The sequence below is a fragment of the Mesorhizobium sp. M0088 genome, assembly GCF_040322895.1.
Lineage (GTDB): Bacteria > Pseudomonadota > Alphaproteobacteria > Rhizobiales > Rhizobiaceae > Mesorhizobium.
Genome location: NZ_JAMYUI010000053.1, coordinates 1 through 14,202, shown reverse-complemented (window position 1 = coordinate 14,202; position 14,202 = coordinate 1). Strand labels below are relative to the sequence as shown.

Below are 14,202 nucleotides of genomic sequence, written 5' to 3'. Positions count from 1 at the left end.
GACATCCCTTGCCCGCAGCTCAAGCGCCGGCAAAATCGCTGCCGCCAGCCTCGCGCCGAAAGACTGTGTGAGATATCCGGGCTAGCTGGAATTGCTCTAGTCGAACAGGCTCGACACCGATTCCTCGGTCGCGGTGCGCGAAATGGCTTCGCCCATGAGGTCGGCGATCGAGATGACGCGGATGTTGGGCGCGTCGAGCACGCCCTGGGTGGGCTGGATGGAATCGGTGATCACCAGTTCCTGCAGCTTCGAGCCGCTGATGCGGGCAACCGCACCGCCCGACAGCACACCGTGGGTGATGTAGGCGGTGACACTGGTGGCGCCGTTGGCCAGCAGTGCATCGGCGGCGTTGCACAGCGTGCCGCCGGAATCGACGATGTCGTCGATCAGCAGGCAATCCTTGCCGGCGACCGCGCCGATGATGTTCATGACTTCCGATTCACCGGGCCGTTCGCGGCGCTTGTCGACGATGGCCAGTTGCGCATCGAAGCGCTTGGCCAGCGCACGGGCGCGGACCACGCCGCCAATGTCGGGCGAGACCACCACGACGTTGCCGAGTTGCTTGTATTTGGCCTTCACGTCGCGGGCCATCACCGGCACGGAAAACAGATTGTCGGTCGGAATATCGAAGAAGCCCTGGATCTGGCCGGCATGCAGGTCAAGTGTCAGAACGCGGTCGACACCGGCGCGGGTGATCATGTTGGCGACCAGCTTGGCCGAGATCGGCGTGCGGCCGGAGGCGCGGCGGTCCTGCCTGGCGTAGCCGAAATAGGGGATGACCGCCGTGATGCGCTTGGCCGAGGAACGCATGAAGGCATCGATCATGATGAGCAATTCCATCAAATGATCGTTGGTCGGGAACGAGGTCGATTGCAGGATGAAGACATCCTCGCCGCGCACGTTTTCCTGGATTTCGACGAAGATTTCCTGGTCGGCGAAGCGCCTGACCGTGGCTTTGCCCAGCGGGACGTTGAGGTACCGGGCGACCGCTTCGGCCAGCACCCTGTTGGAATTGCCCGCGAAGAGTTTCATGCACGGTTCCTGGTGGAGGATGATGAGACCTGACGGACTCGCTTGCGCCCTTTAACCGGGCTTTTAGCGGCCCGCGCCGGTATTGCAAGCGCCGAGATCGGGAATCCGCCGGCTAAACTCAAGAAAGCTCCGCGCCATCGCCGGGCTGCAACAGGGAGCAGCGGACTTGCGCTGCTCCTTCTTCTCGTTGGGCATCGGATTTTCCCAAAACCGTCTCCACTTTTGGGTCCGATGCCTCTAGCCCGCCTTGCCGCCGAGCCAGGCCGCGAATTGGTCGATGGTCTGGTCGGCGATCGTCTGCATGGTGGCCGGCGAGACCCCCTTCCAGCTGTCGCCGCCCGCGCTGGCGCCGGAATTGACCGACGGGGCCTTCTGCTGACCATTGATGCGGTGCAGCCGGTTGCCGGCGGGGTCATAGACATCCCAGACATAGATGACGGTGGTGTCGGCGCCTTCCGACATCGTCGAGAAATAGCCCTTCAGCACATGTGTCACGGTCTGGTCGGCGCTGCCGGCGAGCGTGATACCGCGCTGCCTGGCGCGGGTCTGCAACTCCGCCGTAAGAGGTGTCGCGGCTTCCACCGAAGCGCCGACGATCGGCGCGATCTGCAGGCGGGTCTTCGACAGGATGGCAGCGCTTTGGGCTGATGTGACCGGTGCGGCGGTGGTTGCGGGAGCGCCCGCCGTGCTGGTGGCGGGCAGCGTCTGGGTCGACGTCGCCGGCGGAGTGATCGCCGACGGTTCGAGCACGTCCTTTGCGTTGGTGCAGGCGGCAAGAGCCAATGCCACAAGCAATGACACGGTCGTCACATGCGATCGTCTCATTTGCCTTCTAACTCCTTGGCGAAGAACGCCTCCCATTGTGGATTCACTGTACGATCAAGTCGAGATCATGGCGGGACAGCGGCTTGGGCTGGGATTCGGTGGTCAGGTAGGTGCGGCCAAGCGTCATCGCCGTCTCGGTATCGGAGTCCATGATGATCATATGGGCGAACAGCGTCATGTTGGGCGCGATCGGTTCGGGATTGCCCTGGTAGAACATCGGCATGTCCATCCAGGACGGGGTGAAGCGGGCGCCGACCGAATAGCCGCAGGCGTTCAGCCGGTGCTTGGTCAGGCCGTGTGCCTCCATGGTGCGGGCATGCGCATCGAAGACGTCGCCGAAGCTGTTGCCCGGCGTCATCGCCTTTTCGACAGCCAGGAGTGCCGCGCGGGCGGCGTCGAACAATTCCTGATGGCGCTTCGAAACCTTGCCGGTCAGCACCGTGCGCATCATCGGTGCGTGGTAGTGGTTGAAGACGCCGGCCCATTCGAGCGTCAGCTGGTCATTTTTGGTGAGCTTGCGGCGGCCGGCCTTGTAGCGGCACAGCAGCGCATCGACGCCGGAGCCGATGATGAATTCGTTGGCCGGATAGTCGCCGCCGCCGGCAAAGATCGCACCCTGCATGGCGGCCAGGATCAGGGCTTCGTCGCCACCTTGCTTGATCAGCGGCAGCGCCGCGTCGAGCGCGTCGTCGGAGAGATTGGCGGCCTTCTCGGCCTTGGCGATCTCGGCCGGACTCTTGAACAGGCGCAGCCGCCCGACAATTCCGGACGCATCGGCGATCTGGCCGAAGGTCTGCAACTGCTCGTCGAGGCGGCGGCCATTGAACGCGGTCAGGCCATGGGTGTCGTATTCGACACCGATGCGGGCGCCGAGCAGGTCGAGTTCGTTGAGCAGATTGCGCAGGTCGACCGCCGGATTGGCGCCATTACGGTCCGTCCACAAGACGATGTTGTCGATAATCGAGGTCTGACGCGCCTGGCGCAGGTCGGCCGAGCGGGTCAGCAGCACCATCGAACCGTCGGCCTTCACCACCAGGCACTGGAAGAAGCAGAAGCCGAACGTGTCGTAGCCGGTCAGCCAGTACATGCTTTCCTGCGCGAACAGCAGGATGGCATCAAGCTTTTTTTCGGCCATCTCGATGATCAGCCGGTCGCGCCGCGCGTCAAATTCAGATCGTTCAAAATGCAGCGCCATTATTCCCTCTCCAAGACGATTGCCGAAACCTGCCGGCCGTAATCGGGCTCCTTGCGATGCGTGGTGCGCCGGTAGGAGTAGAACAGGCCTTCCTCGGCGTAAGTGCAGCGGTCGAGGCCTTCAGCCGTCACGCCGGCCTCGGCCAGCCGGTCAACCGTGTAGCGGTTGAGGTCGAACATGGCATGGCCGGCATTGGCGGACGGCGCGAAATAGAGGATATTTTCGGCATCGGCTTCGACAAAGCGGGCGACGAATTCCGGGCCGACCTCGTAGTTATCAGGGCCGATGGAGGGGCCTAGCACGGCGATGATGTTTTGGCGCCGGGCGCCGAGGCTTTCCATCGCCAGGATGGTGTTTTCGAGCACGCCGGTGAACGCGCCTTTCCAGCCGGCATGCGCGGCGCCGATGATGCGCGCCTCAGCATCCGCGAACAGCACGGGACCGCAATCGGCGGTTGAGGCGCCGATGGCGATGCCCGGCCGGTCGGTGACGATGGCGTCTGCCTTGGGCCGCTCGCCGGCAAAGGGCTCCCTGGCGATGATGACGTCGGGCGAATGGATTTGCCAGGCGGTCAACAGATGGTTCGCCGGCACGCCCATCCAGGCGGCGACGCGGCCGCGGTTCTCTGCGACCAGCGCCTGGTCGTCATTCGATCCGGTGCCGATGTTGAGGCCCTGGTAGATGCCGCCGGAGACACCGCCGATGCGGGTGAAATAGCCGTGGCGGATGCCTTGTACCTGCGCCTTGTCCAGCAGCGGCGACCGAACGGGATCCGGTTTGGTCTGATTCAGCATGCGGGCGTTGTTGTCCGTGTGGGCGGTTTCGTCAAGAAGAAGGTGCTTGGTCGAGAACAGGCGCTGCAAAGCGCGGACGGGAGATTGGGAGGGGCAGCGGTAAAAAGTCAATCCGCCCCGGCGAAGGGCCGAACCGCCACGCCGCGAGGCAGTACCGCAAGCACCTTGAACAGCTCGCCCATGGCTTGCGGCCCTGCGAGGCGCTCGACGTCGCCGGCGATCCTTTCGCGCGCCGCCTGGCCGGCATCGGCGCCAAGCCGGCCGGCGCGCTCGAGGATGCCCATGCCGAGCAGGAAGTCGCCCTGTGTCGTCAGATGGGCTTCGAGGCCATGTGCACGCACGATCGCGGCCAGGGCGGCGAAATCGACATGGGAGGTGAGGTCGGCCTCACCGGGATTGGCCAGCACATCTTCGTGATCGTGGCTGCGCAAGGCCTGCAGCGTGTCCCCGACACCCGGCTGGAGATGGCCATAGTCGAGAAACAGGCCAGCGCCGCCATGCCTGGATATGCGCTCGGCGATCGTTGCCATGAGCGCGGTGCGGGCAGGCGCCACTTCGGCGATCGAACCTTGCGGCGCTTGGGTGGCATCGGCGGGCAGCAGCGTCGGGTCGACCGAGCCGGCGCCGGCGAAGAAGCAAAGGTCGTTGGTCTCGTCGAGGCCGACCACGCGCTCGCGCCAGCCGGCGCCGGCGCGGAGGAACTGGCGGATGGGCACGGCGTCGAACAGTTCGTTGCCGACGATGAACAGCGGTTGCTGCGGCAAGGTCTCGATGGTTTCATGCCAGCCAACCGCGAAGGGTGTGGCGCCAAGCGTCTGCTTTTGCACCTCGGTCAGGCGCGGGCTGGTCTCGATCATGGCGAAGGTGGCGCCGCTGGCCAGATCAGGATCGAGCCGCGACAGCGTACGCAGCATGTCCTTCATCAGCGTGCCGCGGCCGGGGCCGATCTCGGCGATGGTGGCCGGCAGCGGCCGGCCGCTCGCCTGCCACGCCTGGTACATCCACACGGCGACCAATTCGCCGAACATCTGGCTGATCTCCGGCGCGGTGATGAAGTCACCGGCCGCACCAAAAGGCTCGCGCGTCGTGTAGTAGCCGTCCGCCGGGTCGAACAGGCACATCGCCATGTATTCGTTGATCGGTATCGGCCCCAGGGCCTCGATCAGGTCGACGATGCGGGTCTTCAGCCGTGTCATGCCGGCTGCGGCTGCGTCACCGGCTTGGCGGTCAGCATCGCCCAGATGCCGGCCAGCACCATCGGCGTCGACAGGATCATGCCCATGGTCAGCCAGTTGGTGCCGAGGAGGTAGCCGAGCTGCTGGTCGGGCTCGCGGAAGAACTCGACAAAAATGCGCGACAGGCCGTAGCCGCAGATGAAGGCGCCGCCGACGAAGCGCGGCGTCTTCAGCTTGAGGCGCGAATGGGTGAGAATGCGCAGCACGAGGAACAGCACCACGCCTTCGAGAAGCGCCTCGTAGAGCTGGCTCGGGTGACGGGCAAACGGCCCGCCATTGGGGAATTCGAAAGCCCAGGGCACGTCGGTTGGGCGCCCCCACAGCTCGGAGTTGATGAAGTTGGCGACGCGCACCAGGCCAAGGCCGACCGGCACGCCGGCCGCCACGACGTCAAACAGCGACCAGGTGCGGATGCCGCGCTTGATGGAAAACAGCGTCATGGCGAGGATGACGCCAAGCAGGCCGCCATGGAACGACATACCGCCTTGCCAGACCGCCAAGATATCGAGCGGGTGGGCGATGTAGCGTGGCAGATCATAGAACAGCACATAGCCGGTGCGGCCGCCGAGCACGACGCCGATGGCCGCCCAGACGATGAAGTCGTCGAGATCCTCCGGCTTCATCGGCAGGACGCCGTTCGGCCACAGCCTGGCATTGGCGGCGAGCCGCTTGGCGTACCACCAGGCAAACAGGATGCCGACGATATAGCCGACGCCATACCAGTGCACCGCCAGCGGCCCGATCTGGATGAGGATCGGGTTGATGTTGGGGAAGGGCAAGGAGGCCAGCGGCAGCAGGAAATATTCGTTCAACGGGGAACTCTCATTGCGAAACGCGTTTGCGCGCGGACCATGCGGCAGGGTTTTGGCAGGGTCAAGGCAAGGTGGGCGCCCTCGACTTGATGCCGCAGCGCGGCGCAACATGCTTGCATTCGACGCGCAGCGCCACTACGTCAATTTGTGCAAGCGCGAGGATTTGCCATGTCGACCGGACCGAACCGCATTCTCGATGAATTCGCCAAGCTGATGACCGACGCCGCCGGCGCCGCCCAGGGCGTGCGCCGGGAGGTGGAGACGGCCTTCAAGGGGCAGGCCGAACGCATTCTCAACACCATGGACGTGGTGCAGCGCGAAGAGTTCGAAGCCGCGCGCGAGATGGCCGCCAAGGCGCGGGAAGAAAACACTCGCCTTGCCGCCCGCATCGAGGCGCTCGAGGCGAAGCTTGCCGAACTGGCCGGCGACGCCACACCAGCGACGGCGGCCAAGCCGCGCACAAAAAAATAATCGTTAAACTTTTCCACATAGCCCGATCCTGAAAAGCGCTTTGCCGTGAATCGCTTAACGGCATTGCATGAATCTTTGTGACAGCGGCTTTCCACATGCGAATGACGCAGTGCGAAAAATTGGGCTGTTCACGCGACTCCCGATCAATAGACTGAATTTGTTGCATGATTCGGAGCAGGGTCATGCGACCGGGCGGTGGGGTCCGGTCTGGGGTCTTTGCGTCGAGAAGGTAGTCTTTTGCGCGAAGAAAGTCCTGGCCGTCCGAGTTCTAGACAAGATTGTTCGTTGTGTGTGCCCTCCCGCGGAGCGTGTGGCGGCGCTCGTACAGAACGACAGGAAGCATTCCATGGAACTTCTCGAACTCGAATTCTCCCGCGAAATCCATCCGGTGGATGTTATCGAGCAGGTGGCCCACAACAACGACTGGTCCTTTGAGCGGGCCGGCGACGACGAGATTTCGATCTCGGTTGCCGGAAGCTGGACCGACTATCACGTCTCCTTCTCGTGGATGGAGGATTTCGAGGCGCTGCACCTTGCCTGCGCCTTCGACATCAAGGTGCCGGAGACCCGCGCGCTGGAAGTGATGCGGCTCTTGTCGCTGATCAACGAGCAGATGCTGTTTGGCCATTTCGACCTCTGGGAGCAGGAGGGCGCGATCATGTTCCGCCAGTCGCTGCTGCTGGCCGGCGGGGTCGAGCCGTCGAGCCAGCAGGTCGAAGTGTTGCTGTCGTCGGCGCTGGAAGCCTGCGAATGCTATTTCCAGGCGTTCCAGTTCGTTGTCTGGTCGGGAACCTCGGCCAAGGACGCCCTGGCCGGCGTGCTGTTCGAGACCTACGGCAACGCCTGAGTCCCCGCAAGGCAGACAAGAACCAAGATGAGTTCGAACAGCGAGCGCAAGCCCGAGATCAGTTTTGCCGATTTCGATCGTGTCGACATCCGCGCCGGCACGATCGTCGAGGCCGAGCCGTTTCCCGAGGCGCGCAAGCCCGCATTCAAGCTGAAGATCGATTTCGGCGCCGGCATCGGCATCAAGAAATCGTCGGCGCAGATCACCAAATATTATACACCGGAGACGCTGATCGGCCGGCAGGTGTTCGCGGTGGTCAATTTCCCGCCGCGCCAGATCGGTCCATTCATGTCGGAAGTGCTGACGCTCGGCTTTCCCGACGAAGAGGGCGCGGTGGTGCTCGGCGCGATCGAGCGCAAGGTGCCGGATGGCGGCAGGTTGTTTTAGGCCGCCAGCTTGCGCGTCGTTCCCAGCGCTTCCTCGACCGTGTCGAGGAACATCTCTGCACAAGCCTTCCAGCTGTAGCGCATGGCGCGTTCGCGTGCTTCGGCACGGTCTACATTGAGCGCGGCAAGCGAGGCCTCGCGCAGATCGTTGGAGACCGCGCCGCCAAAGCCGTCGCCGACAATGTCGATCGGCCCGGTCACCGGATAGGCGGCAACCGGCGTGCCGCTGGCCAATGCCTCGATGATGACGTTGCCGAACGTGTCGGTGCGGCTCGGGAAGACGAAGACATCGGCCGAGGCATAGATCTCGGCCAGTTCGTCGTTGGGGCGATGGCCGAGGAAATGCGCTTGCGGATATTTTGCCTTCAGCCTGGCAAGCTCAGGGCCTTCGCCGACGACCACCTTGCTGCCCGGCAGGTCGAGGTCGAGGAAGGCGGAGAGGTTCTTTTCGATGGCGACGCGGCCGACGCAGAGGAAGACCGGGCCCGGGAAGCCGAGATCCTTCTTCTTGTCGGGCCGGAAATGATCGGTGTCGACGCCGCGCGTCCACGGCCGCAGCTTGGTGAAGCCGCGCGCCGAGAGGTCGTCTGCGAGCGACTGGGTGGCGACCAGCGTGCCTTGGCCGGAATTGTGGAAATCGCGCAGCCAGCGATAGGCCCAGCTTTCCGGCACCGGCAGCCGTGCGCTGAGATATTCGGGGAAGCGCGTGTGATAGCTGGTGGTGAACGGCCGGCCGGCATTGCGGCAATAGCGCCGCGCCATGATGCCGAGCGGTCCTTCGGTGACGATGTGGATGTGGTCGGCCTTGCCTGCGTCGATCAGGCGCGCGACATGGCCGGGCGTGGTCAGCGCCAGCCTGATGTCGGGATAGGTCGGCAAGGGCAGGGTGCGAAAGATGTTCGGCGTCAGGAAATCCACGGCGACATCGAAAGATTTCAGCGTCTCGGTGAGCCGCTCCAGCGTGTGGACAACGCCGTTAACCTGCGGCCGCCAGGCATCGGTGACCATCAATATGCGCATGGCGGCCCTTTGCAGGAAAGGTCGACGGTTGCCTTGAGACGATGCCGGAACGGCGACCAGCCCGCTGCTCTCGCTTCGCTCCAGCGCACCCGGACGGGCACGGGGTCGAAGTGAGGCGGCAAGGCCGAATCAATTGAGGTCGCGCGCTTCATGCGCGTTCTTGATCATGGTTTCATGACGGGCGGATGAAGCCGGTTTCCACTTTTCGGTATCGTGCCGGTTATGCGGGAACCTTGATGATAGCGCGCAGTCCGCCGAGCGGGCTGTCTTCAAGGGTGATGTCGCCGCCATGGGAACGGGCGATGTCGCGGGCGATCGACAGGCCGAGCCCGGTGCCGCTGGCATCGAGGTTGCGGGCCTCGTCGAGCCGTACGAAGGGTTTGAACACGTCTTCGCGCCGGTCGGCGGGGATGCCCGGACCATCGTCGTCGATGGTGACCAGCAGCGAGCCGCGGCCATGGGTGGCGTTGACTTCCACCGTCTTGGCATAGCGGAAGGCGTTGCCGATGACGTTGGACATCAATCGGGCAAAGGCGTTCGGCCGCACATGCACATCGGGGTCTCCGGCAAGCGTCGTCGACAGCTTGCGCTTGCGCAGCCTGGCTTCCTCGCCGAGCTTTTCGAAATAGGCCTCGAGATCGAACCGTCCGGCGTCTTCCGAAGCCTCGCCACGGGCAAAGGCGAGATAGCCTTCGAGCATCGACTGCATGTCGTCGATGTCCTGGTCGAGCGCGGCCTTGGTCTCGGCCTTGCCGCCGGAAAGCGCCAACTGCAGCTTGAAGCGGGTGAGGATGGTTCGCAGGTCATGACTGACGCCGGTCAGCATGGCGGTGCGCTGCTCGATCTGGCGCTCGATGCGTTCGCGCATCTGCATGAAGGCAAAGCCGGCGCGGCGAACCTCCTCGGCGCCGCGCGGCCGGAAGTCACGCGGCATCGGCCGGCCCTTGCCGAAACTTTCGGCGGCTTCGGCAAGCATCAGGATCGGCCGGATCTGGTTGCGCAGGAAGGGAATGGCGATCATCAGGAGCACCAGCGAGGTGCCGACCATCCAGATAAGGAAGATGTGGGTGTTGGAGGCATAGGCCTGGCTGCGGCGCACGAAGACGCGCAGCACCTTGCCCTCGAGCTGCACGCGCACCTCGACGATGTTGGAGTTGCCGACCGTGTCGATCCAGAACGGGCGGTTGATCTGGCGGGTGATCTCCGACGAGAGAACATCATCCAAAATCGAGAAAAACGGTTTTGGGCCGGGCGCGGGCAGCGGGTCGGGCGGCAGGAGGTCGACCTTCAACTGCATGCGGTCCTGGGCGATGCGTATGATGTTGGTGTAGTCGGCATCGCGCGGATAGGTTTCGATCAGGTCGATGATGGCGGCGATGTCGCGCACGGTGGCCTGCGACAGGCGCTGCGTCACGGTTGCCCAATGACGTTCCATGAAGACGAAGGCGACGACCGATTGCAGCAGTATCATCGGCGCGATGACGATGATCAGCGAGCGAGCATAGAGCCGCTTGGGCATATACAGCGAGACGAGGCGCCAGAAGCGGTTCCAGGCGCGCGGCACCGCCTTCAGCGTCCGCGCGGCGCGTACGCTCAAGCCGCCATTGCCCGGCTGTTCCAGTTCCGTGGTTGCCATTCGCTCATTTCGCTTGCCCGCAGCCGCTCAGCAGGCCGCAGGCGGCATTCTATTCCACGCTGAGCCGATACCCAATACCGCGCACGGTCTGCAGCCAGACCGGGTTGGACGGATCGCGCTCGATCTTGCGGCGCAGCCGGTTGATCTGGACGTCGATGGTGCGCTCGCCGACCTCCGAATCGTCACCGACAAGCTCGTGGCGGGGTATCGTCTCGCCGGCCCTTGCCGCGAAGATCGCCAGGATCTCCTGCTCGCGGTCGGTCAGCTTCAGCGCCTCGCCGCCACGCTTCAACTCGCGCCGGGCGATCTGGAAGGTGTAGGGGCCGAAGACCAGCTGCTCGACCTTGGGCGTGGTCGCCGGGCCACCACGGCGAAGGATGTTGTTGATGCGCAGGATCAGCTCGCGCGGATCGAACGGCTTCGGCAGGTAGTCGTCGGCGCCGGCCTCAAGCCCTGAGATGCGGCTGTCGGTCTCCGACAGGGCCGTCAGCATCAGGATCGGTACGTTCTTTTCGGCTCGCAGCGACTTGGTCAGGTCGACGCCCGTTTCACCGGGCATCATGACGTCCAGCACCAGAAGGTCGAAGTCGAGGCCGGCAAGCTTGCGCCTGGCTTCGCCGGCATTGCCGGCGACGGTGACGCGAAAGCCGTTTTCGGTCAGATACTGCTTGAGAAGATTGCGGATGCGGGTGTCGTCGTCGACGACAAGCAGATGCGGCGCGTCGTCGTCCGGCGCGGCCGCGTGATCGACCCGTTCAGTGCTCTCCATGGCTTTTCCCTGACATTTTTGCGGACCCAACGTCGATCTGCGCCCTCAGTTCCGGATTGACCATCGCTTCGAGGAACCGTTCCACCAAGGTCCGTTCGGTTACTCCGGAATCCCCCAATGCAGCATGGATGCGGCGCGACTGTGGCCGCGCCAGCGCCAGCGCCAGCGCACGGCCTTTGGCGGTCGGATAAAGTTCGCGCTGTCGGCGGTCGCGCGGACCTTGCAACTGCACGACATGGTCGGTGTCGATCAACTGCTTGAGCACACGGGCCAAGCTCTGTTTGGTGATCTTCAGCACGTCGAGCAGTTCGGCTACCGTCAGGCCCGGCCTGCGGTTGACGAAATGCAGCACCCGGTGGTGGGCCCGGCCAAAGCCGTAGTCGGCCAGGATCTGGTCCGGATCGGAGGTGAAGTCACGATAGGCAAAGAAGAGCAGCTCGATAATGGCGAAGTCGATGCCGTCCTCGACCGACATCGCGGTCCTGATCGGTTTTCCTGCGGCTGGGCTTCGATCCGTCATTATTTCTCCGTGGGAAAGAGAGATTATGTCAGTACTATTGACGTAATTTCCCTGCAATGGTAATTTTTGACAAGCTTTTGGGCGGATTGCGAACGAAAAGGCAAGGGAAGCCGGTTTTTCCGGAATTTCCTAAGTTTGCCAGAGCGCAATTATCCGCCTACGCTCCACCATAAAAGCCGCTTTGGGCGGCCGACACGAAACACACAACGATACAAGTATCCGGGCTGCCGCCCGTGGGAGGTTACCATGGCATCCGTTCCCTTCGATCAACTCGATGGCTCCATCTGGATGAACGGCGAATTCGTCCAATGGGGTGACGCCAAGATCCATGTGCTGACGCACGGGCTGCATTACGCCAGCGCCGTTTTCGAGGGAGAACGCGCCTATGGCGGCGAGATCTTCAAGCTCAACGAACACACCGAGCGCCTGCATGAATCGGCACGCCTGCTCGGTTTCAATATCCCCTATACGGTGGCCGAGCTCAACGACGCCTCATCCACGCTTCTCAAGAAGCAGGGTTTCCAGGACGCCTATGTCCGGCCGATTGCCTGGCGCGGCAGTGAGCAGATGGGCGTCTCGGCGCAGAACAACCGCATCAACTGTGCCATCGCCATCTGGCAATGGCCGAGCTATTTCGATCCTGCACAGAAGCTGAAAGGCATCCGTCTCGATGTGGCGGAATGGCGACGGCCCGACCCGCGCACCGCGCCTTCCAGGTCGAAGGCCGCCGGCCTCTACATGATCTGCACCATGTCCAAGCACGCCGCCGAGGCCAAGGGCTATGCCGACGCCATGATGCTCGACTGGCGTGGCCAGGTCGCCGAAGCGACCGGAGCCAACATCTTCTTCGTCAAGGAGGGCAAGATCCACACACCAAAGCCCGACTGCTTCCTCGACGGCATCACCCGCCGCACGGTCATTGGGCTGGCCAAGGATCGCGGCCTGGAGGTGATTGAACGCGCCATCCTGCCGGAAGAGCTGGAAAGCTTCGAGCAGTGCTTCCTGACCGGGACGGCAGCGGAAGTGACGCCGGTTTCCGAGATCGGGCCTTACCGATTCGAGGTCGGCGAAATAGCCAAGAATCTTATGAATGACTATTCTGCGGCCGTTCAGCCCAAGCACGCGATCGCCGCAGAATAACGAAAGTCACAGCTTTTTTAGGAAGTAGGGGCGGTTTTCGGGCCGCCCCTTTTATTTCAGCGTTTCTGCATTTGACTTTCGTCCAATTCGGCGTCTCATGATGGTGTCGGCCCGGGAGGCTGACAGCTATGGAGGGACTAATCATATGGACATGAACACGCTTCTTCCGATCATCATACAGGTGATTACTGGCGTCATCGGTGGTCAGGCGGTCGGTGCGGCGCTCAAGACGGCGGCGATGGGTCAGCTTCCCAAAATCCTGGGCGGAGCCATTGGCGGCGTCGGCGGTGCGGCGATCCTCGGCAGCCTGCTGGGTGGCGGTGCGGTCGATCCGGCGGCTGCGGCAGCAGCAACGAGCGGTCTCGGCAGCGCGCTGAACCTGCAGAACATCGTCGGCGGCGCCGGCGGCGGCGCGATCCTGACCGCCATTCTCGGCGCGGTCATGGGCGCCATGAAGAAGTAGGCGGGCCGTTTCGGTCTTTTCAAATGGGCGGCTTCGGCCGCCCATTTCCGTTTTCGGAGCTACCGATGTTCGCCTTTCGAGGGTGGACGCCCTTTATCCGCGCCTCTACATCACCCGTGAACATCGAAAGGACGATCATGGGTCAGCTCAATGCCGGCATCGTGCCGGTCACACCGTTCCAGCAGAATTGCACCATCCTGTTCGACATGGATGACAAGCATGGCGTCGTCGTCGATCCTGGCGGCGATATCGACAAGGTGCTGGCGGTGCTGAAGGACAATGCGATCTCAGCCGGGGCGATCTGGATAACGCATGGCCACATCGACCATGCCGGCGGCGCAATGGAGTTGAAGGAGGCGCTCGGCGTCGAGATCATCGGTCCGCATGAGGCCGACAAGTCGCTGCTCGACAATCTGGAAAACCAGGGCAAGCGCTACGGCATCGCCGGAGCGCGCAACTGCGTGCCCGACCGGTTCCTGTCCGAAGGCGAGACCGTGTCGTTCGGCGGCCATGTGTTCGAGGTGCTGCACTGCCCCGGCCATGCACCAGGTCACGTCGTCTATTACAACCGCGCGGCCAAGTTCGCCCATGTCGGCGACGTGCTGTTCCGCGGCTCGGTCGGCCGCACCGACCTGCCGGGTGGCGACCATGCGGCACTGATCGCTTCGATCAAGGACAAACTCCTGCCGCTCGGCGACGACATCGGCTTCATCTGCGGCCACGGTCCCGGCGGACGTTTTGGCGAGGAGAGGCGGACCAATCCTTTTCTCGTTTAGAGCAATTCACCATTTCACGGAAACGGCGGGGCCGCTCTGACCCTTTGTTCTGACTCAATTTCCAAGGGAAAGCGCTTTGCGCTTTCCCGGGAAACCGTTTCACACTTTTCCTGGAATTGCTGTAGGGCGTGCCGATATTCGCCTGCCCCAATCCTGTGATGCTCCAAACAAAAAAGCGCTGACCTTGCGGTCAGCGCTTTCAGACTGCTGACAAACCCCTGGCATTTGCTGGGGGTTTTTGATTCACTGGGTCATGTTGAAGCGACCCGCCCCTGAACAGA

At 63.1% G+C, this 14,202-nt stretch carries 17 protein-coding genes; 6 read left to right on the top strand and 11 right to left on the bottom strand.

Annotation, left to right across the window (positions count from 1 at the left end; genetic code table 11):
* Positions 1-96: 96 nt before the first annotated feature.
* The 7 genes from NKJ67_RS34780 to lgt all read right to left on the bottom strand — a co-directional run bounded on the left by NKJ67_RS34780 (position 97) and on the right by lgt (position 5,893).
* On the bottom strand, positions 97-1,032 hold the full coding sequence (locus tag NKJ67_RS34780; RefSeq protein WP_013530002.1) for a ribose-phosphate pyrophosphokinase: 936 nt from the start codon (positions 1,030-1,032) through the stop codon (positions 97-99).
* 63 nt (positions 1,033-1,095) lie between these two features.
* Positions 1,096-1,227 (bottom strand): hypothetical protein, encoded by a 132-nt coding sequence (locus tag NKJ67_RS34775; RefSeq protein ID WP_256747485.1) that lies wholly within the window; start codon positions 1,225-1,227, stop codon positions 1,096-1,098.
* Positions 1,228-1,269: 42 nt separating this feature from the next.
* The gene (locus tag NKJ67_RS34770) at positions 1,270-1,857 is read right to left on the bottom strand and encodes a hypothetical protein (protein ID WP_127321245.1); all 588 of its coding nucleotides are present in this window, start codon (positions 1,855-1,857) and stop codon (positions 1,270-1,272) included.
* 43 nt (positions 1,858-1,900) lie between these two features.
* Entirely contained in the window at positions 1,901-3,052 is a 1,152-nt protein-coding gene (locus tag NKJ67_RS34765) for a M24 family metallopeptidase (RefSeq protein WP_127270541.1), read from the bottom strand.
* On the bottom strand, positions 3,052-3,846 hold the full coding sequence (gene pgeF / locus NKJ67_RS34760) for a peptidoglycan editing factor PgeF (protein WP_352585830.1): 795 nt from the start codon (positions 3,844-3,846) through the stop codon (positions 3,052-3,054). Before pgeF ends, NKJ67_RS34765 begins: the two co-directional genes overlap by 1 nt.
* A 107-nt stretch (positions 3,847-3,953) precedes the next feature.
* Entirely contained in the window at positions 3,954-5,042 is a 1,089-nt protein-coding gene (locus tag NKJ67_RS34755) for a class I SAM-dependent methyltransferase (RefSeq protein WP_127809535.1), read from the bottom strand.
* Complete coding sequence (gene lgt / locus NKJ67_RS34750; protein ID WP_127396991.1) at positions 5,039-5,893, bottom strand: prolipoprotein diacylglyceryl transferase; 855 nt, start codon at positions 5,891-5,893, stop codon at positions 5,039-5,041. Before lgt ends, NKJ67_RS34755 begins: the two co-directional genes overlap by 4 nt.
* Before the next feature lie 168 nt (positions 5,894-6,061).
* On the opposite strand from lgt, the gene NKJ67_RS34745 reads away from it, so the two are divergent.
* The 3 genes from NKJ67_RS34745 (at position 6,062) to NKJ67_RS34735 (ending at position 7,598) form a co-directional block, all read left to right on the top strand.
* A complete protein-coding gene (locus NKJ67_RS34745; protein WP_013530008.1) occupies positions 6,062-6,364 on the top strand; it encodes an accessory factor UbiK family protein in 303 nt (100 codons plus the stop codon).
* A 346-nt stretch (positions 6,365-6,710) separates the two neighbouring features.
* The gene (locus tag NKJ67_RS34740) at positions 6,711-7,211 is read left to right on the top strand and encodes a type III secretion system chaperone family protein (RefSeq protein ID WP_013893499.1); all 501 of its coding nucleotides are present in this window, start codon (positions 6,711-6,713) and stop codon (positions 7,209-7,211) included.
* A gap of 27 nt (positions 7,212-7,238) precedes the next feature.
* Complete coding sequence (locus NKJ67_RS34735; protein ID WP_127261686.1) at positions 7,239-7,598, top strand: tRNA-binding protein; 360 nt, start codon at positions 7,239-7,241, stop codon at positions 7,596-7,598.
* Here the strand turns inward: NKJ67_RS34735 and NKJ67_RS34730 are convergent.
* The 4 genes from NKJ67_RS34730 to NKJ67_RS34715 form a co-directional block, all read right to left on the bottom strand.
* Positions 7,595-8,617 carry a glycosyltransferase family 4 protein gene (locus NKJ67_RS34730; RefSeq protein ID WP_352585827.1) on the bottom strand — a complete coding sequence of 341 codons (1,023 nt, stop codon included), beginning with the start codon at positions 8,615-8,617 and terminating at the stop codon, positions 7,595-7,597. The two genes, NKJ67_RS34735 and NKJ67_RS34730, sit on opposite strands and share 4 nt — an antisense overlap.
* A 220-nt stretch (positions 8,618-8,837) precedes the next feature.
* Positions 8,838-10,253 (bottom strand): ATP-binding protein, encoded by a 1,416-nt coding sequence (locus NKJ67_RS34725; protein WP_127268417.1) that lies wholly within the window; start codon positions 10,251-10,253, stop codon positions 8,838-8,840.
* A 49-nt stretch (positions 10,254-10,302) separates the two neighbouring features.
* Positions 10,303-11,022, bottom strand: coding sequence for a response regulator (locus tag NKJ67_RS34720; RefSeq protein WP_013530014.1), 720 nt, complete (start codon positions 11,020-11,022; stop codon positions 10,303-10,305).
* Complete coding sequence (locus NKJ67_RS34715) at positions 11,009-11,542, bottom strand: MarR family winged helix-turn-helix transcriptional regulator (protein ID WP_027039379.1); 534 nt, start codon at positions 11,540-11,542, stop codon at positions 11,009-11,011. The genes NKJ67_RS34720 and NKJ67_RS34715 overlap by 14 nt, the downstream gene beginning before the upstream one ends.
* 246 nt (positions 11,543-11,788) lie before the next feature.
* Here NKJ67_RS34715 and NKJ67_RS34710 point away from each other — a divergent pair, with 246 nt between their 5' ends.
* From NKJ67_RS34710 to NKJ67_RS34700, 3 genes are all read left to right on the top strand, one after another.
* Entirely contained in the window at positions 11,789-12,682 is an 894-nt protein-coding gene (locus tag NKJ67_RS34710; RefSeq protein ID WP_127268418.1) for a branched-chain amino acid aminotransferase, read from the top strand.
* A 145-nt stretch (positions 12,683-12,827) separates the two neighbouring features.
* Positions 12,828-13,145 (top strand): hypothetical protein, encoded by a 318-nt coding sequence (locus NKJ67_RS34705; protein ID WP_023809804.1) that lies wholly within the window; start codon positions 12,828-12,830, stop codon positions 13,143-13,145.
* Positions 13,146-13,282: 137 nt separating this feature from the next.
* Complete coding sequence (locus NKJ67_RS34700; protein WP_127268419.1) at positions 13,283-13,921, top strand: MBL fold metallo-hydrolase; 639 nt, start codon at positions 13,283-13,285, stop codon at positions 13,919-13,921.
* The last annotated feature ends 281 nt before the right edge of the window (positions 13,922-14,202 follow it).

Coding starts and splice junctions, on each gene's coding strand:
- NKJ67_RS34780 (WP_013530002.1), bottom strand. CDS start 1,032: ATGAAACTCTTCGCGGGCAATTCCAACAGGGTGCTGGCCGAAGCGGTC.
- NKJ67_RS34775 (WP_256747485.1), bottom strand. CDS start 1,227: ATGCCCAACGAGAAGAAGGAGCAGCGCAAGTCCGCTGCTCCCTGTTGC.
- NKJ67_RS34770 (WP_127321245.1), bottom strand. CDS start 1,857: ATGAGACGATCGCATGTGACGACCGTGTCATTGCTTGTGGCATTGGCT.
- NKJ67_RS34765 (WP_127270541.1), bottom strand. CDS start 3,052: ATGGCGCTGCATTTTGAACGATCTGAATTTGACGCGCGGCGCGACCGG.
- pgeF (WP_352585830.1), bottom strand. CDS start 3,846: ATGCTGAATCAGACCAAACCGGATCCCGTTCGGTCGCCGCTGCTGGAC.
- NKJ67_RS34755 (WP_127809535.1), bottom strand. CDS start 5,042: ATGACACGGCTGAAGACCCGCATCGTCGACCTGATCGAGGCCCTGGGG.
- NKJ67_RS34745 (WP_013530008.1), top strand. CDS start 6,062: ATGTCGACCGGACCGAACCGCATTCTCGATGAATTCGCCAAGCTGATG.
- NKJ67_RS34740 (WP_013893499.1), top strand. CDS start 6,711: ATGGAACTTCTCGAACTCGAATTCTCCCGCGAAATCCATCCGGTGGAT.
- NKJ67_RS34735 (WP_127261686.1), top strand. CDS start 7,239: ATGAGTTCGAACAGCGAGCGCAAGCCCGAGATCAGTTTTGCCGATTTC.
- NKJ67_RS34730 (WP_352585827.1), bottom strand. CDS start 8,617: ATGCGCATATTGATGGTCACCGATGCCTGGCGGCCGCAGGTTAACGGC.
- NKJ67_RS34725 (WP_127268417.1), bottom strand. CDS start 10,253: ATGGCAACCACGGAACTGGAACAGCCGGGCAATGGCGGCTTGAGCGTA.
- NKJ67_RS34720 (WP_013530014.1), bottom strand. CDS start 11,022: ATGGAGAGCACTGAACGGGTCGATCACGCGGCCGCGCCGGACGACGAC.
- NKJ67_RS34715 (WP_027039379.1), bottom strand. CDS start 11,542: ATGACGGATCGAAGCCCAGCCGCAGGAAAACCGATCAGGACCGCGATG.
- NKJ67_RS34710 (WP_127268418.1), top strand. CDS start 11,789: ATGGCATCCGTTCCCTTCGATCAACTCGATGGCTCCATCTGGATGAAC.
- NKJ67_RS34705 (WP_023809804.1), top strand. CDS start 12,828: ATGGACATGAACACGCTTCTTCCGATCATCATACAGGTGATTACTGGC.
- NKJ67_RS34700 (WP_127268419.1), top strand. CDS start 13,283: ATGGGTCAGCTCAATGCCGGCATCGTGCCGGTCACACCGTTCCAGCAG.